This is a genomic window from Haloarcula sediminis, from assembly GCF_035656455.1.
Taxonomy (GTDB): domain Archaea; phylum Halobacteriota; class Halobacteria; order Halobacteriales; family Haloarculaceae; genus Haloarcula; species Haloarcula sediminis.
Genome location: NZ_JAYMGA010000008.1, coordinates 52,340 through 76,744, shown reverse-complemented (window position 1 = coordinate 76,744; position 24,405 = coordinate 52,340). Strand labels below are relative to the sequence as shown.

Here is a 24,405-nt window from a genome sequence, read left to right as displayed (position 1 = left end):
TACCCGAGTGGCTGCCGACTGCGCTGGCATCACGGTCCGGCCGACGGGTGACCCGTTCCCGGGCGAACGGTCCCGGAACCGGGACCGACGCTAGTCCTCGATTTCGGTGACGTCTTCGTCGGGGAACGAGATGAGGTTCTCCCGGCCGATTCGGAGCTTGTCGATACGGTCGTCCTCGTCCATCGAGGAGAGCAGCTGTGACACCTTGGCGTTCGACCAGCCGGTCTCCTTGACGATGCGGGCCTGTTTCATCCGGCCACCGTTCTTGGCGAGCAGCCGTTCGACGCGCTCCTCGTCGCTCAAAAGCTCCGCGTCGATGTCGTCGGTCGCCCCGTCGTCGCCGGTGGTCGTCCCGGCGGCCGGCGCGTCCCCGCCGTCGTCGCTGTCGGTGTCAGCCGAACCCGCGGCCGGGAACTCGTCTCGCCCGTTCAGATAGAGCACCACAGCCACCAGCCCGACAACGAGCAGGAGACCCATACCGGTCCACAGCGGGAAGTCACCGGACCCCGGCCCCGCCGGCGTGGCGCTCTCGTCGCTCTCGTAGACGATGTCCAGATCGCCACGTTCGAACGTCGTGGTGGGGCTACCGTCGATTCGGAGGTCGCCGTTGTCGATGTAGGAGTTCGGCGGGGAGTTCGTCAGGTCGTACTCCGGGGGCGGTGAGACGACGAGTGACTGGTCGGCTTCGAGGGTGGCGAACCACGTCCCGTCGGGCGTGTAGAAGGCGTCCCGAAGCGACAGCCGACTGCCGTTTACCGCCGCGAAGTTCGTCCAGTTAAACGAGAGCATGAGCCGCCCCCTGTCGTCGCCGACCTCGTAGTCACGGCTTACGTCCCTGAGAGCCATGTCCCGGCCGGTCGCCGCCGCTGCAGCGTCGTTGGCCGCGCGGAACTCGGTGACCAGGTTCCCGTCGCTGTCGCCCGCGAGGAACGCATCGCGGGTAGTCTCGAAGGCGCGTGTGTCGTTTTCGTCCGACAGGTTGAACGTCTCGATTATCGTCCACTGGGCGTCGCCGTTCGGTCGCAGCTGTACGTGAAAGGTCGTATTCTCCGGCTCGAGTTCCTGGCTCTCGGCCGACTGCGCGGCCGGTCGGGCGCCGGCGGCGACAGTCGATGTGGCTGCCGAGACCGCCGGGAACGCAACGAGGAGGAGGGCGAGGAAGACGGCGAAAGCCCGCGGGGCCATATCACCCAAAGAGTGGACAGGCCGTCGGCAAAACCCTTTCTATCGAAGAATAAAACGTCAGATGTCGCTGTGAAACGTCTCGGCGCTTCTCGGCCCGCAATTACAGGTGTCGTAATGGGGAGGTTTTTGTACGGTCCCAGTCTAACGGTTGGCAATGCGACCGCTTTCAGCCCTCCTCGTCGCGCTGCTGTTTGTCACCGCGGCGGTCCTCCCGGTCGCGGGCACGTACCCGACACAGGAGCGGGCCGGGACGGCGGACGCTCCGCTGGCGGGTATCACGACGGTCCCGAACACGACCAACCAGCTCACCCTTCCGGCCGACGGGGTCCGCCGGTCGAGCTACGACAGCACCGGCATCGATGTCGGCACCGCCACGGCGGCCTGGTCGGCACAGCTCCAGCACCGACACGAGGCCCGTTCGTTCGAGGAGCAGTTCCGCCGGACCGAGAGCGGCGACGCGCGGGCACAGCTCGTCGCCGACTGGCTGTCTACCGTCGAGGCCAAGCAGCAGGCGCTCGACGAGCGACAGGACAGAGCCATGGCCCGCTATGCACGCGGGGAGATATCGGCGTCGGCGTTTCTCAGGACGCGACTCGCGGTCGACGCGGAGGCGAGAGAGCTCCTGGAGACGACAGACCGTATCGCCACCGTCCCCGACACCACGCCCGACTACTCGCTGAGCGAGTCAGCGACGGCCCGGCTGCGCTCAGTCGAGGGCGAACTGCGGACGCTTACCGGCCCGGTCGGTAGTCAGCTCCAGTCGGCTGCGACGGCAGACCGGACCCACTACATCGAGGTAGCCAACGACGGCTACATGCTCGCGACGGTGACCGGCGACGAGTACGTCCGGGAGACGCGCCTCGACAGCGCACGCGACGCGAACCAGGCCGACCAGTTCCTCCAGACGGCGATCAACGACGGCGACCCCGAGACGGACCGGCTGGACATCGCGGACGAGCGGGCGGCGGACCTGTATCCGTGGCTCTACGAGCGACAGCGGCCGAGCCTCACCTTCTACGGGACCTCCGGCATCTACGAGCTGACCGCCAACCACCCCAACGGCGAGCTGACGGCGTATCTCGACGGCGGGACGACCGAGGCCTTCTACGAGGAGCAGGTCCGGGACCTCTCAGACGTACAGACGACGGCGACCCGGCGCAACGTCAACAACACCCTCGCGGTGACGGTCCGGCAGTCGAGTCCGACCGGCCCGCTGCTCGTAAGCGCCACGGACAACGAGACGAGCGCGAGCGTCGACGGCACCGTCACCGTCGATGGGCGACCCGTCGGGACGACCGGGAACGACGGTGTCCTCTGGACCGTCGGGCCGCGGGGCGCCTACACCGTGACCGTCTCGACGGATACGGGGAACACCACCGTCGTCGTACCGGCGAACTGAGAGGGGTCACACGGCGTCCCGGTGGCGAAAGGGATTAACCCACCTGTCCGCTGGGTCCGGTATGGCCGTCCTCGAACAGCTTGGATTCATGCTTGTCTTTCTCGCCGTCGGCGCGGCCGCAAGCAGCGTCTCGATTCTCACCGCGGCGCGCACCGAGACGCTGACAGCCGTCGCCTTCTACGTCGCCCTGCCGGCGCTGGTCTTCGCCTCGACGTTCGACCGCCCGCTGCGCGAACTCGTCTCGCCTGCGCTGCTCGTCGGTTTCTGGACCGTCCTCGCCGCTACCGCTGCCGCCGGCTGGCTCGTCCACCGCCGTCGGAAAAGCGAGGCCCGACGCAGCGTCGCTATCGTGCAGTCCTACCACGGGAACATGGGCTTTCTCGGACTCCCGCTGGTGGCGGCGACGCTGGGCGGCGAGGCCACCGCGGTCGCCAGCGTCGTCCTCGGTCTGGGCGCGCTGACTCACGTCCCGGTGACGGTGTTTACCCTCATCCGCATCAACGACAGCGACGCGTCGCTGTCGGGTGAACTGCGGGCGCTGGCGACGAACCCGGTGCTCGTCTCGCTCGCAGCCGGCATCGCCGCCTCGGTCGCCGGCGTTGGCCTGCCGGCCGTCGCCGTCACCGGGCTCGACGCCGTCTCGACGCTCGCGCTCCCGCTTGCGCTCCTCTGTGTCGGCGCAAAACTCGACACGGAGCTGTCGCTGTCTCGGCTGCGCCCGACCACCGGCGTGGTCCTGCTCAAAGTGGTCTGGATGCCGCTGCTCGGGTGGGCGGTGTTCTCGGCGCTCGGACTCGGGTCGACGGCGCTTTCGGCCGCCGTCGTCATGCTGGGCGTCCCCACCGCCGTCTCGACGTACGTCTACACCAGCGAGCTCGGCGGCGACGAGTCCTTTGCCTCGATGAACGTCCTCGTGACGACGGTGGCCTCGCTTGGCACGCTGTCCGTGCTCGTCTGGCTGCTCGGGTAGGGGACCACTCGGCCGGGAGGGTGACCACACACTTTTCCCGACTCCCGGCCCGACTCCCGCTATGACCTACCACCACATCGACCCCGACGACCTGCCGGAGACCGACGACTACCCGTGTGACCGACGCGGCATCTCCGACGCGGCGGAGCTGCTGGCGCTGCACGCGGCCACCTACGAGATGGCGCCGGGCGAACAGCTCCCCCGCGAGTACCACTACCACAAGCAACGCGAGGAGCTGTTCTACGTCGCCTCGGGAACGGTCCACGTGGAGACGCCGGAGAGGGAGTTCGCCGTCGAGACCGGCGAGGTGTTCGTCGCCGAGCCCGAGAGCCCCCACCGGCCGTACAACCCCGACGGCGCCGACTCGCCAGCCCGCGTCCTCGGGGTCGGCGCGCCCAAGTCCGACCCCGGCTTGCCGTACGAGCCGGACCAGTGAGGGGCTATCGGAGCTGTGTGTCGCCGACACCGGCAGGGACTACAACGTTTCTCTGCGGTGGGCTATGCTTTTCCCGCCGGCCCGTCGACAGTGACGCATGACACGCAAGGAGGAAGTCAGAGCGGCACTCGTCGACAGCGGCGTCACGGCCGTCCTCCGGGGCGTTCCGGAGGATCAGATCGTCGACGTGGCCCGCGCCGTCCACGACGGCGGGGTCCGGGCCCTAGAGCTGACCGCCGACGCCAAACGGTGTTCGGAGCAGGTCGCGGCCGTCGACCGGGCGCTCGAAGACACCGACGCCGTCGTCGGCGTCGGGACGGTGATGGACCCCGCGGCCGCTCGCAACGCCATCGAGGCCGGTGCGGAGTTCGTCCTCGGCCCCCACCTCGACGAGGAGATAGTCGAGGTGTGCAACCGCGAGAGCGTCCTCTGTATCCCGGGCATCATGACGCCGACGGAGGCCGCCGACGCGATGGCCGCCGGCGCGGACATGCTGAAGCTGTTCCCGGCCTCGACCGTCGGGCCGGGCCACATCGGCGCGATTCAGGGGCCACTTGGCGACGTGCCAATCATGCCGACCGGCGGGGTCTCGACGGACAACGTGGCCGAGTACTTCGAGGCGGGCGCCGTCGCGGTCGGCGCCGGCTCGGCGCTGGTCGACTACGAGGCCATCGAGGACGACGACATGGACGCCGTCCGCGAGAGCGCGGCGGCGTTCGTCGAAGCGGTGGAGGACGCGAGGCGCTGAGCAAAGCGAAGCGCCTCGGCCAGAGGGCGGTGAAGCCGCGAGCAGCGAGGGACCGAACGCGGTGAGGCCCCTCGGATAGAGCGAGCGGTGAAGCCGCGAGCAGCGAGGGACCGAACGCGGTGAGGCCCCTCGGATAGAGCGAGCGGTGAAGCCGCGAGCAGCGAGGGAGTGAGCGAAGCCTCGAAGCGGAACGGCCAACAAAGTGAGCCGTGGAGCAAGCGAGACGTTTGGCGGTGTAGCGTCCGGGCGAGCGGGCGACGCGGTCGGGCTACAGCCCGCCGGTCGGGGTGGCCGTCTCGCCGGTCTCAGTGCCGGACGGCGTCCCCATGCCGTCGGCTTCGGCGTCCGTCGCGACGACGAGCCGGGCGCCGGGCTGGTCGGCACCGGGATCGAGATAGCCGGCCGCAAAGACGGTGTGGGCGGCCATGTCGGTCGGGTCGACGCTGAACGTCGCGACCGGGTCCTCGTCGTCGGTCATGCTGTCCGGGCGGAGTTCGATGGCGCCGGTGTCGGCGGGGACCGAGACGTAGTCGCCGGCTTGGCCAAACGCCGCACCGTCCGCGATGACGGTCTCGCCGGCCGTCACGTCGACGGCGGGGGCGTCGGGGATAGCGTGGACAGCGCGGACACGCGTACTGCCGGCCTCGGCCGTCGTCTCGTCGTCGGTCAGCAGCGTCATGGTGAAGTCCTGGTCGTCCCCCGACACCTCGCCGATGGCCACAGCGGTCTGCGGCCCGGGCTCCAGTGTGACGGTATCGTCGAAGACAGCGCTCGACCCGCCGGTCGGCGTGACCGTTATCCGGTGTTCGCCCGCCGTCAGCGAGCGGTAGTCACTCACCGCCTCGAACGGGACGTCCGTGAGGACCGCAGTATCGTCGACGGCGACGTCCACGTTCGGCGCGTCCGGCGCGAGGTGTGCGACCCGGAGCATCGCGTCGCCCGCGGGCGGCGTGTCGGTGCGGTGCTCCGTCTCCGTGGGCTGGTCCGTCTCGGTCATCGGCCCCAGCCCGTCCGACTCGGTAGCCGTCTCGGTTGGCGTCCCGCCCTGTCCGTCGGTGTTGCTACAGCCGGCGAGTGCCGCCAGCGCCCCGCCGGCAACCGTCAGTACGCCGCGTCGCGTCGTCCCGTTTCGTTGCATCGATAGACGCGTCTGCGGCAGGGGTTATGGTAAGGGACAGTGTACGGGGGCGAAGCCGGTGTTTACTCCGGCTCGACGGACCCGTCGTCGGACACCAGTCCGACAGTCGGGTGGGCCGGGAGCGACGAGCCGGGACCGCTCACTCCGAAAAGAGGCTGTCGACTATCTCCTCGGGGTCGAACGGTTCGAGGTCGTCGTAGTCCTGTCCCGTCCCGAGGAAGAGAATCGGTTTGCCGGTGACGTGAGCGACCGAGATTGCCGCCCCGCCCTGGGGGTCCGCGTCGGCCTTCGTGAGTATCGCGCCGTCTATCTCGGCGGCGTCGTCGAACTCGCTGGCGCGGTTGACCGCGTCCTGCCCCGCGACGGCCTCGTCGACGAACAGCGTCATGTCGGGGTCGATGTTGCGGTCGATCTTTTCGAGCTGGGCCATCAGGTCGTCCGAGGTGTGGAGCCGGCCGGCGGTGTCGCCAAGCACCACGTCCACGTCGTTGGCCTTCGCGTACTCGACGGCGTCGTAGACGACGGCCGTCGGGTCCGACCCCTGCTCGTGGGTAATTATCTTCTTGCCCAGGTTCTGTGCGTGTTGCTCCAGTTGCTCGTTTGCGCCGGCGCGGTAGGTGTCGCCGTTGGCCAGCACCGTCGAGAGGCCGCGGTCCTCGAAGTACTGGGCGAGCTTGGCGATGGTCGTGGTCTTGCCGACACCGTTGACGCCGGTGAAGATGATGACGACGGGCTTGTCCGCGTCCTGAATCCGCTCGTCGAATTCGAACTGCCCGACGCTGATGACGTCGAAAAGCGCCTCGCGCAGCGCGTCCCGGACGAGGTTGCCCGTACTGGAGAGGCGCCGTCGCGTCTCCCCGGTGAGGTTCGCCTCGACGCCCGACAGTATCTCGTTGGCAACGCTCATCTCGACGTCCGAGGACAGCAAGGCGAGTTCGAGGTCGTCCAGGTGGTCCTGGAGGTCCTCCTCCTCGATGACCGTCTTCCCCGTGGCCATTATCTTGGCCTTTTCGGTGAGGCTGCGGCCGTCGTCTTCGTCGTCTTCCTCGTCGGGTGCGAGCGTCGGAACGTCGTCCTCGTCCGCCGGAGCCTCGTCAGTGTCGGCTTCGGTCGTCTCGTCGGCGGCGCTCTCGCTGCTCTCGTCGACCGTCTCGGAGGCGGTGGCGTCGCCTTCATCGACCGCTTCGGCGGTGTCCGCCGCCGCTTCGGCGTCCGCCCCGGCAGTTTCGTCGGCCGTCTCGGCGTCCGCTTTGACGCCGCCCGACTGTGTGTCGGTCTCGGCCGGTGATTCGTCTCCGGAGTCCGGTTCAGGTTCCGACTCGGCTTCGGCGGCGCCCTCGTCAGCCGGCGCCGACTCGGCCGCGTCGTCCTCGATGTCGTCTTCGACGGCCTCCTCGTCGACGTCTTCCTCGACGTCGCTGGTAAAGCCGCTGAGCTTGTCCTTCAGTCCGTCGAACATGGGGACCTTACTCGTCGCCCTGCTCTTCCTGCTGTTGCATCATCTGCTGCATCTGCTGTTGTTGCATCTGCTGGGCCTGCTGTTCGAGTTCGTCCATCTCGCCCTCGACTTCGGCCTTGTCGTCTTGCAGCCCCTCGATGTGGTCGTCGAGCGTCTCCTTTTTCGTTTCGAGCGTGTCGACGGCGCCGTCCTGGTCGCGCTCGGCGGCGTAGCCGCCGCCCAGGGAGACGACGATCTCGTCGATGTCGTCGACCGTCGCGCGGACGTAGGCGTCCCCGCCGACGGGAACCTGCACCGTAGAGCCCGACTCCAGCACGTCGATGGCCTCGATGGCGTCGTCGATGTCTGACTTTTTCTCCTGCAGGCGCTCGACTTCCTCGTCGATGGCCTGCATCTCCTCTTCGAGCTGTTCGATCTCCTGCTGGAGCTGCTGCATCCCGCCGCCGCCACCGCCACCGCCGCCCATCATGCTGCCACCTCGTCGATGGAGATCTGTGTGCGTTTGAGGTTGTGCTGGGAGCCGAAGTTGCTGTAGACGCGCTCGGTGGCGACGTCCTCGTTTGGCGCTTCGACCTCCTTCTCGAACTGCTGGGGCCCGTCTCGGGCCGGGAAACTACCGCGAACAGTGTACGTGCTCATACCCTCCGGTGCGGGCAGGACAGGGAAGTATCTTCCCCTTCGGTGTTTTTCACCCTGGCCCCCGGAGTCCGGGACGGCGGCGGAATTCGGCCCAGCAGCGCTTATTCCTGCCGCCGGTGGGAGAGCCCTCGACGGGGCGTGGTCGCGCTGAACGCGATGGCGCTCGCGTCGCTGTCACGCGGTCGGTATGGCTAGCTCTCGGGCGCGTAAATCATGTCGCCGCCACACATCGGACAGGACGTTCTGAGGACCTCCGTCGCGTAGTCACACCGTCGACAGACGAGCGGCTTCGGTTCGGTCATCGCTGGTTCCTTCTCTGACATATATCTACGTCAGTCGTCCGCCATGATAAATGTTGACATTACTCGAAGCCGACGGCGACACGCGCCGCTCGCGGTCGGAAACGCCGGCGACGGGGCGAAACGTCGACCCGCCGTCTCAGTCGATGTAGCCAAGCGTCGCGTCGATGCGGCCCAGTTCCGGGCCGGACGTGTCCGTCCCGCAGACGTAGCCGGCGTCGTTGGCCACGAGGCCGGAACCGACAAGCGGACCGCCGTAATTGACGGTGCCGATGTCGGCCGGCACGTCGAGCAGCTCTTCGAGGGCGTCGAGTTCGCCGTCGGTCGCTTTCGGGTGACAGAGGACGCCGCTTTCGGTGGCGACGGCGGCGGTACCGACGGTGTTGACGCCGGCGATGACGCCGCGTTCGACTGGCACGTCCAGCCCGTCACGGACCGCCTGGACGGCCTCCCGCGAGAGGTCGGGGTGGACGTACGCGCCCGAGTCGTTACAGCAGACGACGTTGCCGGCGGCGTTGATGCGACCGGGCAACTCGGTGACTGGAACGTCGACGACGTCCTGTATGCGGTCTATCTCCCGCTCGCGAACGCGAGAGGAGACGAGCAGCCCGTTCTCGTTTCCGGTCGCCAGCGCGCCGACCGTCGCGGAGCGCCCCACCGTCGTGGGGATGGCCGGCACGTCCAACTCCTCACTGATGTCCTCGGCCAGCGACTCGTCTACGTCGGGGCGGACCAACACGCAGTCGTCGGTCGCTCGGGCAAATACACCGACGTACGACGACCCGGAGAATGCCGCGCGGAGCAAGGGTTATTCCGCTGTCTCGGCTTCGACGACGGCGTCGCCCTCTTCCTCGAAGCGGGCGGCGCGGACGCGAAGCTTGCTCGGCGGGCTCGACCGGCCGCGGGCCCACGTCGTCTCGTTGATCGAGGGGTCGATGCGAACGGCGTCCTCCTCGACGGAGAAGTGCTGGGCGAGGTGCTCGCGGATGAGGCGCATCGCCTTGTCGGCCTTCTTGTGGTTCGGCTCGGCACGGGCGTCGCGGAGCGGGATCGTGACGACGCGCTCCTCGAAGTCACCGGCGCTCATTATTCGTCAGTGTCGCCCCGGCGCCAGTGGCGCCGTTTGGGGTTGCGCTGGACTTCGCGGTCGGTCTTGAGCATGACCCAAGACGGGACGCGGCTGTTCTGGTTGTCGAGTTTGGCCAGACGCTTCTTTTTGGCCTTCGACTTCTTGCTCATGGTGTCGGACCTTCTGTGCCACGGCTTAAATTCCTTCCTTTTCCACTCGCCGTCCGGCACGGACCGCCACACACCCTTTCGTTATCATGGTTTGTAAACGGGCGGATAGAACTAAGTAGAGAAATCCGAAGATACTCAGGTGTGAACCGTCGGTCCGTACTACAGACGTTGGGAGCGGGGGTAGCGGTCGCCGGATCCGGCTGTCTCGGCGGTGGCGGCGAGGTCATCGTGAGCGTCCAGCAGGACGTCACGGTCAAGCCGGGCAACGCCTGGATGGAAACGGAGATTCCGGATCTCTCGGAGTCAGGAGGGGCCATCGAGTACATCGTCCGGGCCGAGCAGGCGTTCGACGTCTACTTTTTCAGTAACGAGGACGATTTCGAGCAGTACAACGCGTACATCAAAGGTGACGACCCCGAGGAGACGCCGCCGGGCAACAGCGAGTTCAGCCAGGCGGCGGTGCCGGCGGAGGGCAAGGACCTCTACGAGGCGACGACCGACGGCGGCGGCAACCGCCAGTCGGTCGAGAGCGCGGGCCCGTACTACTTCGCCGTCGACCACTCCAGCTACCGGATGGAAAACCGCGTCGAGGAGTTCGACGACCCGCTGAAAGCCTTCGTGGACCTGAAGGCCATCCGCAAGCGGTCGCTCATATGAACGCGAGCGGGACCATCGCGAGCGCGCCGGCCACCGCGCCGGTCAGCAGTTCCCGCTTGCCGCCGCCCGCGAGAGACTGGCCGTACTCCAGCGCTTCGGGGACGAACTCGGTGGCCACGAGGTAGATCATCGCCCCGGCCGCAAAGCCAAAGCCAAAGGGGAGAAACTCCCGGGCCAGCGTCACGAAGTAGTACGCGATGACCGCGCCGACGGGCTGGGGCAGCGAGGAGAAGACGGCCCACCACACCATCTTCGGCTCGCTGACGCCCAGTGACCGCAGCGGGATAGCTATCGCCGTGCCCTCTGGGACGTTGTGAATCGAGATGGCGACGGTCATGAACACCGCGAGCAGCGGGACCGCGACGCCGGCGACGGCGAGCGTTTCACCCGGGTCGGTCCCCGCTAGCCCGAGTTCGGCGAAGGAGACGCCGACGGCGACCCCCTCCGGGAAGCTGTGGACGGTGAGGATACCGAGGATGAGTACCAGCTTCCTGAAGTCCGCCTGCTCGAACTCCTCTGGGCCGTGGTCAAAGCCCTCCAGAACCTCGTGAGCGACCACCACGAGGACGACACCGGTGAGCAGGCCCGGAACCAGCAGTATCGGCGAGCCGTAGTTCAACCCCTCCCGGACCAGCCCGAACAGCGACGCCGCGACCATGATGCCCGAGGCGAGCCCCCACAGCAGGACGTTCCACCGGTCCGAGAACTCGTCGACCAGAAAGAACGGGGCAGCCCCCAGCCCGGTCGCAAGCGCCGTCAGCAGTCCGGCGACGAAGACGAACGCGACGTTCTCGATGACGACCATGTGCGTCCTACGGCGCTCGGACGCATAACAATTATCACTTTTCTGATTGATTTTGGCCGACCTAGAGCTGATTCTTGGCGGTCACAGTGACACGGAGTCGACAGTACGGTACTCGGGACCGTTCTCGCCCAAGACGCTCTCGGTGAGGCGCACCTCCTCGATCCGAAGCCGACCCACATCGGGGTCCGTGTTCGTGACGATATTCTGTACCCGTGCTTTCCCCCCAGCGTGGTCCATCCGGGCGACGGTGGCGTGGGGAGTGAAGTCATGGTCCTCGGCGTCGAACCCCATCGCCGTCGTCCGGGCTTCGATGGCCTCGTGCAGCGCCGTCAGTTTCCGGTCGCCGTGGCCCCCGCGGACCCCGGCCCAGACGACGCTGATGTAGTCGAGCGACGGGAACACGTCCAGCCCGCCGAAGTGAGCCTCGAAGGGGTCGACGCCGCTCTCGGCGACGGCGGTTTCGAGTTCGGCTACGAGGTCGCCGACGCGCTCGGGGTCGGTGTCGCCCAGGAACTTCAGCGTGACGTGGGCCTGTTCGGGATCGGTGAGCCGGAGGCCGGCGGTGTCCGCGAGCGGTTCCTGAAGACTCCGGACCTCGTCGGCCAGCCCGTCGAGGTCGACGCTGACGAACAGTCGCTTGCCCATGTGCGCAGTACCACCTGGGCGCACTTGGTACTGACTGGGCCGGGACGTAGCCCTTAACCCGCCTGACCGTCAATCAGTGGTAATGACAGACCGCGAGCGCGAGGACCATCAGTTCTCGGAGGGCCAGGGGTTCGACGACACGTACGAGGGGTTCGACCTCGAGCCTCCGGAGTTCGAAGTCGACCCGGACAAGGTCGACCCGGTCGACTCACGGGTGCTGACCGACATGCTCGACCGGCGCAACGTCAGCTCCGACGCCGTCGACGCCGGGCAGCTACTCGACGTCGGCCTGGAGTACATGCACATCAACCGCCACGAGCAGGCCGCCGAGACCTTCGAGCGGGTCGCCCAGTTCACCGAAGACGAGCGGCTCAAACAGGAGGCCTGGACGAACAAGGGCGCGGCCCACGCCCAGCTAGAGGAGTGGGACGCCGCCATCGGCGCCTACAAGGAGGCGCTCAACTTCAACGAGGAGTCCGACCACGCGGCAACCGCCGAGACGAACCTCGCCTACGCACTGTGGGAGTCGGGCCGCACCGAGCAAGCCCTGGAACACGCCGAGCGCGCCGTCGAGATCGACCCGCGCTTTGGCGAAGCGTGGTACAACCGCGGCTTCTTCCTGCTGGAGCGGGGCCTGGCCGAAGACGCCGTCGACGCCTTCGACAACGCCATCCGTCTGAGCTTCCGGAACGCCGACGTGCTAGAGGAGAAGGCCCGCGCCCTCGAAGAGCTGGGCAAGTACGACGAGGCCGAGGAGCTGGCCGAGGAGGTCGAGGAGATGCGCGACGAGGCCGAACAGCAGCTGCTTGAATGATACTCAACGAGCGCGAGACCGACGAGGGGCTGCTCGTCTCCGTCTGTGACCCCGAGGTCCTGGGTGAGACCTTCGAGGACGGTCCGGTCTCGCTGACGGTCAACGAGGGGTTCTACGGGGGTGAGACGGTCTCCGAGTCGGAGGTCGTCGACAGCCTCGCGCGCTGTAGCGTCGCCAACATCGTCGGGACCGAGAGCGTCGACGTGGCCGTCGAACACGGCTTCGTCGACGAGGACAACGTCTTGGACGTAGACGGGACCCGACACGCCCAGCTGCTCTGGCTCTGATAGGCCGCCTAGCGGAACTGTAGCTGTTTGAGCTTCCAGCCGCCCTCGAAGACGACCAGCCGGACGGTGTGGACGCCCCGGGGAAGCTCGATTTCGGTCGTGACTTCCGCCCAGTCGTACCACCCGCCCGTCGCGTCGAACTCGACCCGCCGGAGCGGGTCGTCGTCGACGACGACACCGAGGTCCCCGCCGCCGAAGCTGTCGGCCGCGGCGACCCCGAGCGCCAGCTCGTAGCTCCCGGCCGACTGGATGGAGACGTCGTAGGCGAGCCACTCGTCGCTGGCGAGCCAGTCGATGTCGCTTGCCCCACGCAGCGGCGTGTCGGCCGCGTTCCACCGGTCGGCGTGGTGGTACTCGTGGTAGTCGCCGACGTGGACTGTCCCGGGCACCTCGTGGCGCTCGATACCGGGCTGTTCGTGGGTTCCGTTCGGGCGAAGCGAACGGGCGCGCTGGTCCCTGTCGCGTCGAATCACGCCCCCATCTGGCTGTTTCACCGCGCCGGAGCCGCGGTCGTCTGGGTCCCCCATGTATGTGGGAACTATACGCACGCTCAAATAAAATATTTGTCAATATTTCAGCGAGTGATAGCCGGGCATCGAATCGGCCGTGGTTTATCTACGACCGGCGGGCGTGGCTGGCCGGCCCGATACCGGCGGGGGCTGAGGCGGGCCGGGCCTTCGTGCCAGGCGAACCGTAGTTTTGGTGAACCAAAAGAAAGTTCACCGTCCGACCCTTTTCCATAGCTAATGGGACAGACCGATATCGAACCCCTCGACGTGGAGGCCATCCGGGCGGAGTACCCCATCCTCCAGCGGGAGTTCGGCGGCGAGCAGCTCGTCTATCTCGACAACGCCGCGACGACACAGACCCCCGAGCGGGTCGTCGAGACCATCGCCGACTACTACCGGACGACAAACGCCAACGTCCACCGCGGGCTCCACCAGTTGAGCCAGAAGGCCTCCGTCGCCTACGAGGAGGCCCACGACCGCGTCGCCGACTTCATCGGCGCCTCGGGCGGGCGCGAGGAGATCGTCTTCACGAAAAACACCACCGAGAGCGAGAACCTCGTCGCCTACGCCTGGGGGCTGAACGAACTCGGTCCGGAGGACGAGGTCGTCCTCACGGAGATGGAACACCACGCCTCGCTGGTGACCTGGCAGCAGATCTGTAAGAAAACCGGCGCGACCTGTCGGTATATCGAGGTCCAGGAGGACGGCACACTGGATATGGACCACGCCCGCGAGCTCATCGGCGAGGACACCGCGATGGTCAGCGTCGTCCACGTCTCGAACACGCTGGGGACGGTCAATCCGGTCTCGGAGCTTGCCGACATCGCCCACGCCCACGACGCCTACATCTTCGTCGACGGCGCCCAGTCGGTGCCCAACCGCCCCGTGGACGTGGAGGCCATCGACGCCGACTTCCTCGCCTTCTCGGGCCACAAGATGGCCGGCCCGACCGGTATCGGCGTCCTCTACGGCAAGAAACACGTTCTAGAGGAGATGGAGCCGTATCTCTACGGCGGCGAGATGATAAAGAAGGTCACCTTCGAGGAGTCGAAGTGGAACGACCTCCCCTGGAAGTTCGAGGCCGGCACGCCCGTCATCTGTCAGGGCATCGCGCTGGCGGAGGCCTGCGATTATCTCGACGATATCGGGATGGACGCCATCCGCCGCCACGAGAACGAACTCGCCCAGTACGCAATCGAACAGCTAGAGGGCGAGGGCGACATCGACATCCTCGGCCCGTCCGCCGGCGTCGAACGCGGCGGGCTCGTCTCCTTTAATCTCCAGTCGGTCCACGCCCACGACCTCTCCTCGATTCTGAACGATTCGGCCGTGGCGATTCGAGCGGGCGACCACTGCACCCAGCCGCTCCACGACAAGCTGGGCATCTCCGCCTCCGCGCGGGCCTCGTTCTACGTCTACAACACGAAAGCGGAAGTCGACAAGCTCGTCGAAGCCATCGACGACGCCAGACAGCTGTTCGCGTAACGGGCGACACGTGGACCGGGGAGGCCGTACTCGAACGCGGGACCGGCCGACTATTCGGCAACAATCCCCGATATCTGTGAGAGCCCCAGGTCGCCGATAACACCGAAGACGGGGCCAAGGGCCGGTAGCTGGGACAGCCGTTCCGAAATAGCAGTTATCAGTCGCTTCAAATACAGCCGCAAGTGATGGGAGCAAGTGTGGCAGGGCCCAGTGGTACCTACGCAGATACGCGCTTGATATGTTATGAGTTCAGACCAGCCACAACTTGACGCCGGGCGGTTCGTGACGAATCTCGTGGGCCTCCAGTATCGGGAGGTGGTGATGGCAGTCGCGACGCTTACCGTGCTGGCCGGCTCCATCGTGTTCTTCCCGGGGATGAACAACATCACGAAGGGCATCCAGTCCGATGTCTCCGGCGGGTTGCTCGCGCTGTTCGTCGTCGTCGCCGTCGTCGCCGGCGTCGTCAAGGGGATGATCGGCTTTGGCTACGCGCTGATCACGACCCCCATCTTCGCCTCGGTCATCGACCCGACACTCGCCGTCGCCGTGCTTGCCATCCCGCCGTGGATGCTGAACATGTTTCAGGTCGGCGAGACCGACACCGGGCTGGCGTTCGTCCGCGAGGAGTGGGTCCTGCTCGTGGTGGCCGTCCTCGGTACCGTCATCGGCGTCACCTTCCTGGCGAGGTTCCGGGCCGGACCGATCGTCCCCTTCCTCATCGGTCTGGTCATCTTCGGCTACGTCCTGTTCCAGCTGGTCCAGAACTTCGTGACCGTCCAGGAGGCCCACCACCCGGTCGCGCTCAGCACCGCCGGCTTTCTGCAGGGGTTCCTGCTCGCTGTCGCCAACCTCGGCCCGCTGCTCCCGACCTATTTCCACACCTTCGAGCGCGACGTCGAGCGGTACATCGGCGGCCTGTCGATGGTTCTCGGGACGATTTTCACGGTCCGTATCCTCCAGATGGCGTTTTTCACCGACCTGCTGGCGCCCTACCGGCTCTGGCTCGGTTCGGTCATCGCTGTTGTCACCGTCGTCGGGCTGCTGATTGGGACGTACCTCCGGCATCTGGAGATAGACGAGGCAAAGTTCAACTGGTTCGTCGTCGCCCTCCTCTTTGTCATCTCGCTCAACATCTTCCGGAACACGGTGCCCGCGCTGTTCCTGTAGCACGCGCTTCCAATCGCCGAGGTGGGGTCCGGAGCGCCGACCACAGTCTGGGTGTACGGTGTGACCCCGTCGAGAAGTGGTGGAGAGACAACGCTTATCCGCCACAGTACCCTATGATTGCTCAACAATGGGTATCGGAGGCTCAGACATGTACCGGCAGCAGATCCTCGATCACTACAAGAACCCCCGAAACACGGGGGAGATCGAGGACCCGACCTTCACCCACGTCGGCGAGAACCCGATGTGTGGCGACGAGATCCGGATGGACGTACTGCTCGACGAGGACGAGGAGACCATAGAGCGGGTCGCTTTCCGCGGGGACGGGTGTGCCATCTCCCAGGCGTCGGCGTCGATGCTCTCGGAGCGGCTCCACGGGATGGCCGTCGACGAACTCCGCGAGATGGACCGCGACGACATCGTCGACATGCTCGGGGTCGACATCTCCCCGATGCGAATCAAGTGTGCGGTCCTGGCCGAGAAGGTCGCCCAGGACGGCGCCGACATCTACTTCGACGACCTGGATATCGACCGGACGACCACCGAAGACGATGAGTAGTCACCGAGCGCGAACGGTGCGCGGTCACTCGTGACCGCGAGAGACGAACGGCGAAGCCGTGAGTCAGTGAGCGCCTCGGCGGTTTTGTACTAAATTTTGCAAGGAGAGGTTCCCGCAGTGCGCCGGAGGCGCACGAGGAAACCCGACGCAGTAAAATTTAGCAGCCGACGGCGCCGACATCTACTTCGACGACCTGGACATCGACCGGACGACCACCGAAGACGACGACTGAGTCCGGGTCACGCAGCCGCGATAGCTTTTACACTGCCTCGGCCCTCGCAGTGAGTATGCCCGACAACGAGTGGGACCCCGACGACTACGACGAGGGTCACGGCTTCGTCGCCGAGTACGGCAAGGACGTCGTGCGGTTGCTGGACCCCCAGCCGGGCGAGCGTATCCTCGACCTGGGCTGTGGGACGGGCACGCTGACGGCGGCTATCGCCGACAGCGGCGCCGACGTGGTCGGTATCGACGCCGCGGCGTCGATGGTCGAACAGGCCCGCGAACGGTACCCCGACCTGGCCTTCGAGGTGGCCGACGCCCGCGAGTACGAGCCCGGCGAGTTCGATGCCGTCTTCTCGAACGCCGCGCTCCACTGGATTCCCGGCAAGGACCACGACGCCGTCCTGTCGATGGTCGACGATGCACTCGCCGACGGCGGCCGCTTCGTCGCGGAACTGGGCGGCCGTGGCAACGTCACACAGGTCGAGGGTGCCGTCCGCGCCGAACTGGCCGAGCGCGGCCACGACGCCGACCACCCGTGGTACTTCCCGAGTATCGGCGAGTACGCGCCCCGGCTGGAGGCCCACGGCCTGGAGGTCACCAGCGCCCGGCTGTTCGACCGGCCGACCGAACTCGACGGCGGCGAGGCCGGCCTGCGCGAGTGGGTCGGGATGTTCGGCGACGAGCTGTTCGACGGGGTGTCCGAGGCGGACCGAGCGACGATACTGGACGCCGTCGAGGAGCGCCTGCGGCCGGCGCTGTTCGACGCCGACGCGGGGACGTGGACGGTCGACTACCGACGGCTGCGGTTCGCTGCGGAAAAAGCGTGAGGCAGGGAGCGGCGGGAACCGACGTGTGAGCTCAGGCCAGGAAGACGTGACGCGGCCGGTCGGCTAACACGTCCCGGCCCCAGCTGACGGTCTCGGAGAACTCGTCGGAGCGGAAGAACGCCATGGCGTCTTCCTTGCTGTCCCACTGGCTGGCGATGAACATGTCGTTTTCGTCGTCGCGGTTGGCAAGCAGCGCGGTCTCGCGGTGGCCGTCCATCTCTTCGAGCAGGCCGCCGACGGTGTCGAACTTCTCGACGAAGTCCTCGCGGTACTCCGGTTTGACCGTGTAGAACATCCCCATCGTCCCGAAGCCGTCGCGCTCGGCCTGTCGGCGGACGACGCCGGGGAGGTCAGTGAGGTAGTCGCTCGCGGTGCCGGCGGCGTCCTCGGTCTCCCACAGCGAGGCGACGGCGGTGGTGTCGGAGTCGGTGTCCCGGTAGACGGTCGTCCGCACGTGCGTGTCATAGCGCTCGAAGGCGTCCCGGAGGTCCGCGACCTCCTCGACCAGCGTCTCGGGGTCGGCTTCGGAGTACACCACGAGGGCGTAGACGTCCTCGCCGTGGGGCTGGCCGGCGTAGACGCCCTCGGCGTCCAGTTCCTCGCGGATGGACTGAGAGGAGGCAGCGGTCCCGTCCCCGCTGTCCGCGGCGTCGCCCGCCTCGTCTTCGGCCGGTTCGCCGAGTTGCCCGCCGACGCGCTCCTCGATACCCGCCAGGTCGCCGAGGAAGCCGGCGGCGGTCTCGGCGGCCTCCTTGGCGGTCCAGATGCTGACGACGTAGCTCTGTCCGCTCTGGGCCCGCACGGTCGTCGTCACGTGGCGGTCGTAGTGGTCGAAGCTCTCGGTGAGGTCCTCGACCTCGTCGACGAGGTCCTCGGCGTCGGCCGAGGAGTGGTAGACGAGCGCGTAGTCGCCGGCGTCGTATGTCTCGCCCTCGTGGAGACCGAGCCGGCCGAGCCGGCCCGCGGCGTCGTCGACCTCCTCGAAGTCCCCGGAGACGTCGGGGCGGCCGCCGGTGCTACCCGGCGAGCTGTCTTCGCCGGGTCGGCTGCCGGTGCTACCCCCGGCGCTGTCCGCCCCGTCGCCGCTCGTCGGGTGGTCTGCATCTGTGGCGTCGTCGCCGTGTGGGTGGTCGCCCTCGCCCGGGCTGTCGGGGTGGGCGTTCCCGTGGCCGTCGGTGTCGCCGGCGGCGTGGCCGTCGGTCGCGTGGGCTGGGTCGTCGCCGGCCGGCAGTGACTGGTCGTCGGTCGGGACCCGGTGGCCGGCCATGACGGCGGGGAGGTCCGCCGGCTCGAAGCGCCGGCCGACGTAGAACGGGCCAAACTCCGCGAACTGGGAGGTCGAGGGGTCAAAGCGCATCTCCGTCAGCAGCTCCTTGATGTTGGTCATGTCGTCGCTCCACAGTGTGATACCCCACTCCCAGTCGTCGAAGCCGATGGAGCCACAGATCATCTGGTTCACCTGCCCGCCGTAGCCACGGCCGATGTCGCCATGGCGTTTGATGTGGGCGGCCCGCTCCTCGAAGCTCGTGTCGTACCAGTTTTGCTCGGGGTCCCGGCGCTTGCTCATCGGGTAGAAACAGACGAACTCCTCGTCGGGCACATCGGGGTGGAGCCGCGCCTGGATATACTGGGCCAGGCCGGAGTCGTCGTCGACCTCGCCGTCGAAGTACTCCCGGGACTTCTCCGTGTAGCCCGACGCCTCCGTGACCGAGACATACGAGTAGGCCCGCTCGGTGAAGGCCGCGAATTCGGTCTGCTCGAAGTGCCGTTCGGCGGCGTCCAGGTCGGCCATCGTCGGCCGCAGATGCAGAATCATGATATCGGCCTTGTGGCCCATCACGGTGTAGACGGCCGTCTGGCCTTCGTCTGCGTCCGCGAGCGACTCGTACCCTTCTAGAAAGTCGATGCCGTCCGAGAGTGCCCTGTCGCGAACGCGCTCGGGGGCGTCACGCCAGGCGTCCCAGTCGACGCGGCGACAGTCGTGGAGCACGTACCAGCCTTCCTCGGTCTGGGGCGGTGTCCGTTGGTCCATATCGGCGCTTGCGGGCCGAACGTAAGGAACCTTGCCATATCGCCGTCCGGACCGGATGCGTGACAAGTCCAGTCATGTAGTTTTATAATCCAGAAGGGCCACCGGCGAAATGTAGTGCCCATGGATAATCCAATTGACGGATATGTGGCGACTGCCCTCCAGTCGTACACAGTCCTCGCGATCGTCGCCCTCCTCATCGGTGCCGCGGTGGCGCCGTACGCGGTGGCAGTCGCGGAAAGCAACGAGAACCACGTCGTTGTAGTAAGTATCGACGAACCGATAACCGCGGGCTCCGCCCAGCAGACCGTCCAGGAAGTCCGCGCCCTCCGGAACAACGACTCCGTCGAGGCGGTCGTACTTGACATCAACACCCCCGGCGGCAGCGCCGCGGCCAGCGAATCGATGTACATGGCCATAAAGCGGCTCTCCGACGAGAAGCCGGTGTACGCGAGCGTCGGGGGAGCCGCCGCCTCGGGTGGCTACTACGCCGCTATCCCGAGTGACCGTATCTTCGTCACGCCGGGCAGCCTCGTCGGCAGCGTCGGCGTCCGTGGAGCGGTCCCGTCGAGCGGGCTGCCAAGCGGCGTCACCACCGGCCCCGATAAGGCCGGCCAGATGACACAGGACGAGTACTACGCCGCAATCGAGTCGATGCGACGCTCGTTCGTCGGCTCGGTGATGGAAGAGCGGGGCGAGAAGCTCTCCGTCTCCCGCGAGACAGTGGCGGAGGCGACCGTCTTCGTCGGCGGGCGCGCGGTCAACGCCGGCTACGCTGACGAACTCGGGAACACCGAGGACGCCATCGCGGCGGCCGCCGACGACGCCGGCGTCTCGAACTACCAGGTGAGCTACCGGGACCCGGCCGATCCGGCGCAGTCGCTGAGCCTGCTGGCGTCGAGCGAGTCCGACGCAAACAGCACCGTAACGGTCGAACAGTCGGCAGTGGAAGACAGCAGCGTCGAGCGAGTCAGATTCCTCATGCTCTACGGTACGCTGGAGAACGAACGCACCCCGTACAACGACACCGCCAACGGAGGTGGTCACGATGAGTAGCGTCGCGAAACGAGCCGGCCTCTTCGTCGGCGTCCTGGTTCTCGCCGTCGTCGTCGGCTCCCTCGCGTCCGGGGTTGGCGGCCAGTCCGCTCCAGCGGTCAACGACGCGAACGCGTCGGCGTTCAACACCGACGACGCGGTCGCAGAGGTCCCCGACGAGAGCGGCGAACTGACGATGTCCGAAGACGCCGAGGGACAGGTGGTCGTCATCGACACCACCTACAGTGCGAGCGTCACGCCCGAGACGGTGACGCCCATGGCCAACACGCTGACCGAGAACGGCGCCGAGGTCCGGTACAGCTCCGGCGGCTCGGGCCTTGGCCTGAACAGCACGCTGAGCGAGGCCGACGCCTACATCCTCATCGGTGCCAGCCGGACCATCCCTGAGTCGGATATCGCGGGGATGCAGGCGTTTACTGACGCCGGTGGCCGCGTCGTCCTGCTGAACGAGCCACAGGGTGGATCGACCGCCAGCCTCGGGGGGCTGCTGGGCTCCGCCGCGGCCGGGTCCCCGAACCCGCTGTTGCCCCTGACCAACGAGTACGGGCTGTCCTACGACAACGGCTACCTGTACAACATGGAGGACAACTCCAACAACTACCGGAACGTCTACGCGACGCCGTCCGGTGACTCCACGCTCACCGAGGGCGTCGACCGGGTCGTGCTCCACGAGTCGGTAGGTGTCAACGGCGGCCAGTCGGTGCTGACCGCCACCGAGGGGACGACCCAGTCGACGACCCGTCGGTCGGATACCTACAGCGTCCTCACGCGCAACGGGAACCTCGTCGCGGTCGGCGATTCGAGCATCATGGACCAGGAGTGGCTCTACCGGGCCGACAACGAAGAGCTGGTCGGAAACCTGCTCGACTTCCTCGTGTCCGGCGATAAATCACCCGAAGACGCGCCCGGAACCAGCGGCTTCGGTGGCGGCTCCGACGGCGGCTTCGGTGGCGGCTCCGACGACGGGTTCGGCGGTGGCAGTGGCGGTTCCACGCCGACGCCGACGGTGCCGTAAGACCGGTCAACGCAGTCTTTTTTCAGCGCTCGACGCCGAAGATGTCGTGCAGCTCGGTCTCGATCTGGTCGACGTACTCCTCCAAGACCGCCGAGAGCTTCTCGTCGTCCACGATAATCGCGGTGAGTCGGTCTGCCGGGTTCTCGGGGAGCTGGACGTAGAACCCCTGGTCGTCGCCGTAGAAGGGCTCGGACTCGTTTAACACCTGCTGGTCGATGGCGTGGACGAGTTCGGAGTCGTAACGGTCGTTCATCACTTCGAACGCCTGCTGATACGCTTTCTGGAGCTGTGGAAAGTAGTTGGCGTACTTGTCCTCGAACTGGTCGGGGTCGAAATCGGTCATGACCGGGGGGAGGGTCGCCCACAATAAAGGTGGTACGGAGTCACGCCGACAGCGATCACGGGCGGATCGTTCGGGCGTCCTTCTGTGGCAGGTAGACGACGAGGTAGCCGACAAAGGCGATACCGAAGAGACCGCTGAGAACGAGATAGACGCGGATATCCAGATTCGCGAGACTGCCCAGTATCTCCCGCATCGTCGCCCGCGGGTCGGCGAAGCCGAACGTCTCGGTGTAGGCCACGAGTCCGCCGACGACGACCAGCAGGGCGTCGAACAGTACGCGGCGGTCCATCACCCGAGTAACGTATGTGAGAACGTATAGCTCTTGTTGCCCGGCTCAGCCGAGCTGGTCGGCGACGATGTCGTCCGCGGCGGCGATAAACGCCTCCTCCTCGCCGGCCGGCACCGTCGCGCCGGCGGCGATGTCGTGGCCCCCGCCGTCGCCGCCGACCGAGCGGGCGGCGTCCCCCATCACCACCGAGAGGTCGACCCCCCGACCGACGAGCGGGCCGGTCGCCCGCGCCGACACCTTCGTCTCGCCGTCGGCGTCGGCGAAGGCGATGATGGGTTTGTCGGCGTCGACACCGTCCGTCCCCAGCGCCATCCCGGCGACGATGCCGACGATAGTCTCGCGGATGGCGTCGCCGGCGTCGAAGTACTGGACGTGGTCGGCGTGGGTGATGCCGCGCTCCTTGACGAGGTCGAGCCCCTGTGAGAGGTTGCGGCGGTGGTTCACGAGCAGCTTCCGGGCCTGTTCTAAGGGCGCCTGCCGGTCGCCCAGACAGACCGCAAGCCCCACATCGGCCCGCTCGTAGCGGGCGGTGGCGTTCAGCAGCGTCGAGAACTCACTCGCATCGCGGAGCTCGGTCCCGGTCGGCTCGGCGGTCAGCGTGTATGTCGTCCCCACCAGCGACTCTATCTTCCCGGCCGGTACCCCGCGTTTGACGGCCCGCTGGACCAGCGCGCTGGCGACCGTCTGTCGCTCGTCGTCGGTGAGGTCCGCCCACGTCCGCCACTCGCCCTGTCGCTTGAGGTCCAGCCCGAGTTCCTCCAGGAAACGAGTCGCGCCGGCCTGGTCGTTCGAGATGCCCGGAATGGGGACCTCCGTCGCGTACTCCAGGAGCTTCGGGAGCGGACGGGTCTGTTTGCCGTACAGCGAGAGGTCCGTCCCCTCGGTCAGTACGTCGGCCGCGACGCCCTCCTCGACGATACCGCTGTTTGCCCCGACGAGTTCGCCGCCGACGGCCTGCATGTCGCCCACGGCGCCCACCACGGCCAGCGCCGCGAGGTCGCGGTTGTCCCCGCCCTCGGGTTCCAGCGCCCGGGCCAGCGCGTACGCCGCTCCCGCGCCCGACAGCTCCGAAGCGCCGTTGATACCGACGAGCAACGGGTTACAGTGGTAGTCGAAGTCGGCGTAGCCGTCGGTGTCGTAGACGGCGTCGGGGTGGCAGTCCTCGGGGTCTACGGGCTGGTGGTGGTCGGCGACGACGGCCTCGAAGTCGCCGGCGGCGACGTGTTCGGAGATGGCGTCGAGCTGGCCGGAGCCAAAGTCCGTAAACAGCACCGTCGCCTCGTCTCTCGCGGCAATGGACGCTATCTCGTCGGCGTCCAGTTGCTTCTTGAACACCGTCTCGACGGGAATCCCCGCCCGCGAGAGCGCCGACGCGGCGATGGCGGCGCTGGTCAGGCCGTCGGCGTCGATGTGGGAGGCGAGCAGCACGCGGTCGGCCGCGCGGAGGCGGTCGGCACACGCACTCGCTCGCTCGGAAAGCGCGGGGACGGGCACACTCATCGTGGCGAGGTAGGTGCGCCTCCCGATAAAAACCTTCAGAAGCGGTCAGTCGCATCGGTGTCGCCACGTCAGGTCACGTCGCGTCGGTCGGTGACGGTGACAGATTGGTCCGCGGTCTCGACCGTCGTGTGTATCGTCACCCAGCCGTCGGCGTCACGGACTGCGAGGGTGGCTTCGAGGGGCAGTTCGACCCGCTGTGTCGTGCTGTAGGTCTCACCGGGGCCGAGCCGGTCGACCCGCTCGACGCCCTGCCAGCGGACCTCACCGCCAGTGTCGTTGCCGGCGTAGAGCCGCGTTCGGATGGTCACGTCGCGCGCGGCCGTGTCCTGCTCGTTGGTCACAGTCGAGGTCACGTTACGACACAGCATACCGCACATCTCGACGCCGCGGGTGTCGAGCGTGAACAGCTGGCTCGCAGGGGTACCCCCATCGGCGGTCGGCGTCTCCGTCGGGGTCGGCACCGTTGCCGACTCCGTCGCGACGCCCGTCCCATCGGAGCCAAAGAGCCCGACGACGCCGGTCAGCGCCACTCCGGCCGTCACCAGCAAGAGGACGCCCACCGCTGCGAGGAGTCCGACGACGGGCCAGTCGTCGGCCATCAGGCCCGTGGCTCCGTGTCGCCGCCGATTGTCGACCGACGCGTCCGGTCGGCTAACGCCGGGGTCCCAACCGATACGACATCGA

At 67.0% G+C, this 24,405-nt stretch carries 30 protein-coding genes; 13 read left to right on the top strand and 17 right to left on the bottom strand.

The window, feature by feature from the left end; translation table 11 throughout:
• Nucleotides 1-90: 90 nt before the first annotated feature.
• Entirely contained in the window at nt 91-1,185 is a 1,095-nt protein-coding gene (locus tag VJ162_RS14330) for a helix-turn-helix transcriptional regulator (protein WP_324665218.1), read from the bottom strand.
• A gap of 154 nt (nt 1,186-1,339) precedes the next feature.
• On the opposite strand from VJ162_RS14330, the gene VJ162_RS14325 reads away from it, so the two are divergent.
• The 4 genes from VJ162_RS14325 (at nt 1,340) to VJ162_RS14310 (ending at nt 4,738) form a co-directional block, all read left to right on the top strand.
• Nucleotides 1,340-2,584: a DUF7096 domain-containing protein gene (locus tag VJ162_RS14325; RefSeq protein ID WP_324665217.1), complete on the top strand. Its 1,245-nt coding sequence runs from the start codon at nt 1,340-1,342 to the stop codon at nt 2,582-2,584.
• Nucleotides 2,585-2,645: 61 nt separating this feature from the next.
• Nucleotides 2,646-3,554, top strand: a complete 909-nt coding sequence (locus VJ162_RS14320) for an AEC family transporter (RefSeq protein WP_324665216.1) — start codon at nt 2,646-2,648, stop codon at nt 3,552-3,554.
• Nucleotides 3,555-3,615: 61 nt separating this feature from the next.
• Nucleotides 3,616-3,990 (top strand): cupin domain-containing protein, encoded by a 375-nt coding sequence (locus VJ162_RS14315; protein ID WP_324665215.1) that lies wholly within the window; start codon nt 3,616-3,618, stop codon nt 3,988-3,990.
• A gap of 97 nt (nt 3,991-4,087) precedes the next feature.
• The gene (locus tag VJ162_RS14310; protein ID WP_324665214.1) at nt 4,088-4,738 is read left to right on the top strand and encodes a bifunctional 4-hydroxy-2-oxoglutarate aldolase/2-dehydro-3-deoxy-phosphogluconate aldolase; all 651 of its coding nucleotides are present in this window, start codon (nt 4,088-4,090) and stop codon (nt 4,736-4,738) included.
• A gap of 268 nt (nt 4,739-5,006) precedes the next feature.
• On the opposite strand, the gene VJ162_RS14305 is transcribed toward VJ162_RS14310, so the two are convergent.
• From VJ162_RS14305 to VJ162_RS14270, 8 genes are all read right to left on the bottom strand, one after another.
• On the bottom strand, nt 5,007-5,876 hold the full coding sequence (locus VJ162_RS14305) for a DUF4397 domain-containing protein (RefSeq protein WP_324665213.1): 870 nt from the start codon (nt 5,874-5,876) through the stop codon (nt 5,007-5,009).
• Nucleotides 5,877-6,015: 139 nt separating this feature from the next.
• Complete coding sequence (gene ftsY, locus VJ162_RS14300) at nt 6,016-7,335, bottom strand: signal recognition particle-docking protein FtsY (RefSeq protein ID WP_324665212.1); 1,320 nt, start codon at nt 7,333-7,335, stop codon at nt 6,016-6,018.
• A 7-nt stretch (nt 7,336-7,342) separates the two neighbouring features.
• Nucleotides 7,343-7,804: a prefoldin subunit alpha gene (gene pfdA / locus VJ162_RS14295; RefSeq protein ID WP_324665211.1), complete on the bottom strand. Its 462-nt coding sequence runs from the start codon at nt 7,802-7,804 to the stop codon at nt 7,343-7,345.
• On the bottom strand, nt 7,801-7,974 hold the full coding sequence (rpl18a, locus tag VJ162_RS14290; protein ID WP_262179957.1) for a 50S ribosomal protein L18Ae: 174 nt from the start codon (nt 7,972-7,974) through the stop codon (nt 7,801-7,803). Before rpl18a ends, pfdA begins: the two co-directional genes overlap by 4 nt.
• 191 nt (nt 7,975-8,165) lie before the next feature.
• Entirely contained in the window at nt 8,166-8,297 is a 132-nt protein-coding gene (locus tag VJ162_RS14285) for a hypothetical protein (protein ID WP_324665210.1), read from the bottom strand.
• A gap of 115 nt (nt 8,298-8,412) precedes the next feature.
• Complete coding sequence (locus VJ162_RS14280; protein WP_324665209.1) at nt 8,413-9,078, bottom strand: translation initiation factor IF-6; 666 nt, start codon at nt 9,076-9,078, stop codon at nt 8,413-8,415.
• Nucleotides 9,079-9,081: 3 nt separating this feature from the next.
• Nucleotides 9,082-9,360, bottom strand: a complete 279-nt coding sequence (locus VJ162_RS14275) for a 50S ribosomal protein L31e (protein WP_324665208.1) — start codon at nt 9,358-9,360, stop codon at nt 9,082-9,084.
• Nucleotides 9,360-9,512, bottom strand: a complete 153-nt coding sequence (locus VJ162_RS14270; protein ID WP_220588816.1) for a 50S ribosomal protein L39e — start codon at nt 9,510-9,512, stop codon at nt 9,360-9,362. Before VJ162_RS14270 ends, VJ162_RS14275 begins: the two co-directional genes overlap by 1 nt.
• 141 nt (nt 9,513-9,653) lie before the next feature.
• On the opposite strand from VJ162_RS14270, the gene VJ162_RS14265 reads away from it, so the two are divergent.
• A complete protein-coding gene (locus VJ162_RS14265; RefSeq protein ID WP_324665206.1) occupies nt 9,654-10,169 on the top strand; it encodes a hypothetical protein in 516 nt (171 codons plus the stop codon).
• Here VJ162_RS14265 and VJ162_RS14260 read toward each other — a convergent pair.
• On the bottom strand, nt 10,162-10,974 hold the full coding sequence (locus VJ162_RS14260) for a ZIP family metal transporter (RefSeq protein WP_324665205.1): 813 nt from the start codon (nt 10,972-10,974) through the stop codon (nt 10,162-10,164). The two genes, VJ162_RS14265 and VJ162_RS14260, sit on opposite strands and share 8 nt — an antisense overlap.
• A gap of 81 nt (nt 10,975-11,055) precedes the next feature.
• Nucleotides 11,056-11,619: an RNA 2',3'-cyclic phosphodiesterase gene (gene thpR, locus VJ162_RS14255; protein ID WP_324665204.1), complete on the bottom strand. Its 564-nt coding sequence runs from the start codon at nt 11,617-11,619 to the stop codon at nt 11,056-11,058.
• Nucleotides 11,620-11,701: 82 nt separating this feature from the next.
• Between thpR and VJ162_RS14250 the strand changes: the two genes are divergently transcribed.
• Together VJ162_RS14250 and VJ162_RS14245 are read left to right on the top strand one after the other, a co-directional pair.
• Nucleotides 11,702-12,433, top strand: coding sequence for a tetratricopeptide repeat protein (locus VJ162_RS14250; protein WP_324665203.1), 732 nt, complete (start codon nt 11,702-11,704; stop codon nt 12,431-12,433).
• Nucleotides 12,430-12,720, top strand: a complete 291-nt coding sequence (locus tag VJ162_RS14245) for a DUF424 domain-containing protein (protein WP_324665202.1) — start codon at nt 12,430-12,432, stop codon at nt 12,718-12,720. The genes VJ162_RS14250 and VJ162_RS14245 overlap by 4 nt, the downstream gene beginning before the upstream one ends.
• A gap of 8 nt (nt 12,721-12,728) precedes the next feature.
• On the opposite strand, the gene VJ162_RS14240 is transcribed toward VJ162_RS14245, so the two are convergent.
• Complete coding sequence (locus VJ162_RS14240) at nt 12,729-13,247, bottom strand: carbohydrate-binding protein (RefSeq protein ID WP_324665201.1); 519 nt, start codon at nt 13,245-13,247, stop codon at nt 12,729-12,731.
• Nucleotides 13,248-13,466: 219 nt separating this feature from the next.
• Here VJ162_RS14240 and VJ162_RS14235 point away from each other — a divergent pair, with 219 nt between their 5' ends.
• From VJ162_RS14235 to VJ162_RS14220, 4 genes are all read left to right on the top strand, one after another.
• Nucleotides 13,467-14,714 (top strand): aminotransferase class V-fold PLP-dependent enzyme, encoded by a 1,248-nt coding sequence (locus VJ162_RS14235; protein ID WP_324665200.1) that lies wholly within the window; start codon nt 13,467-13,469, stop codon nt 14,712-14,714.
• A 243-nt stretch (nt 14,715-14,957) separates the two neighbouring features.
• Nucleotides 14,958-15,881, top strand: a complete 924-nt coding sequence (locus VJ162_RS14230) for a sulfite exporter TauE/SafE family protein (protein WP_324665199.1) — start codon at nt 14,958-14,960, stop codon at nt 15,879-15,881.
• 127 nt (nt 15,882-16,008) lie between these two features.
• Nucleotides 16,009-16,437: a Fe-S cluster assembly sulfur transfer protein SufU gene (gene sufU / locus VJ162_RS14225; RefSeq protein WP_324665198.1), complete on the top strand. Its 429-nt coding sequence runs from the start codon at nt 16,009-16,011 to the stop codon at nt 16,435-16,437.
• A gap of 287 nt (nt 16,438-16,724) precedes the next feature.
• A complete protein-coding gene (locus VJ162_RS14220; protein ID WP_324665197.1) occupies nt 16,725-17,489 on the top strand; it encodes a methyltransferase domain-containing protein in 765 nt (254 codons plus the stop codon).
• Nucleotides 17,490-17,520: 31 nt separating this feature from the next.
• On the opposite strand, the gene VJ162_RS14215 is transcribed toward VJ162_RS14220, so the two are convergent.
• Nucleotides 17,521-19,521, bottom strand: a complete 2,001-nt coding sequence (locus VJ162_RS14215; RefSeq protein WP_324665196.1) for a heme-binding protein — start codon at nt 19,519-19,521, stop codon at nt 17,521-17,523.
• A 120-nt stretch (nt 19,522-19,641) separates the two neighbouring features.
• On the opposite strand from VJ162_RS14215, the gene VJ162_RS14210 reads away from it, so the two are divergent.
• Both VJ162_RS14210 and VJ162_RS14205 read left to right on the top strand, forming a co-directional pair.
• Nucleotides 19,642-20,574, top strand: a complete 933-nt coding sequence (locus VJ162_RS14210) for a S49 family peptidase (RefSeq protein WP_324665195.1) — start codon at nt 19,642-19,644, stop codon at nt 20,572-20,574.
• Complete coding sequence (locus VJ162_RS14205) at nt 20,567-21,589, top strand: DUF4350 domain-containing protein (protein ID WP_324665194.1); 1,023 nt, start codon at nt 20,567-20,569, stop codon at nt 21,587-21,589. Before VJ162_RS14210 ends, VJ162_RS14205 begins: the two co-directional genes overlap by 8 nt.
• A 22-nt stretch (nt 21,590-21,611) precedes the next feature.
• Here VJ162_RS14205 and VJ162_RS14200 read toward each other — a convergent pair whose 3' ends face one another.
• The 4 genes from VJ162_RS14200 to VJ162_RS14185 all read right to left on the bottom strand — a co-directional run bounded on the left by VJ162_RS14200 (nt 21,612) and on the right by VJ162_RS14185 (nt 24,320).
• On the bottom strand, nt 21,612-21,932 hold the full coding sequence (locus VJ162_RS14200; RefSeq protein ID WP_324665193.1) for a DUF5783 family protein: 321 nt from the start codon (nt 21,930-21,932) through the stop codon (nt 21,612-21,614).
• Between the two features lie 55 nt (nt 21,933-21,987).
• Nucleotides 21,988-22,221: a hypothetical protein gene (locus VJ162_RS14195; protein ID WP_324665192.1), complete on the bottom strand. Its 234-nt coding sequence runs from the start codon at nt 22,219-22,221 to the stop codon at nt 21,988-21,990.
• Between the two features lie 45 nt (nt 22,222-22,266).
• Nucleotides 22,267-23,721 carry a DHH family phosphoesterase gene (locus VJ162_RS14190; protein WP_324665191.1) on the bottom strand — a complete coding sequence of 485 codons (1,455 nt, stop codon included), beginning with the start codon at nt 23,719-23,721 and terminating at the stop codon, nt 22,267-22,269.
• Nucleotides 23,722-23,789: 68 nt separating this feature from the next.
• Nucleotides 23,790-24,320: a hypothetical protein gene (locus VJ162_RS14185; protein WP_324665190.1), complete on the bottom strand. Its 531-nt coding sequence runs from the start codon at nt 24,318-24,320 to the stop codon at nt 23,790-23,792.
• Nucleotides 24,321-24,405 lie beyond the last annotated feature (85 nt).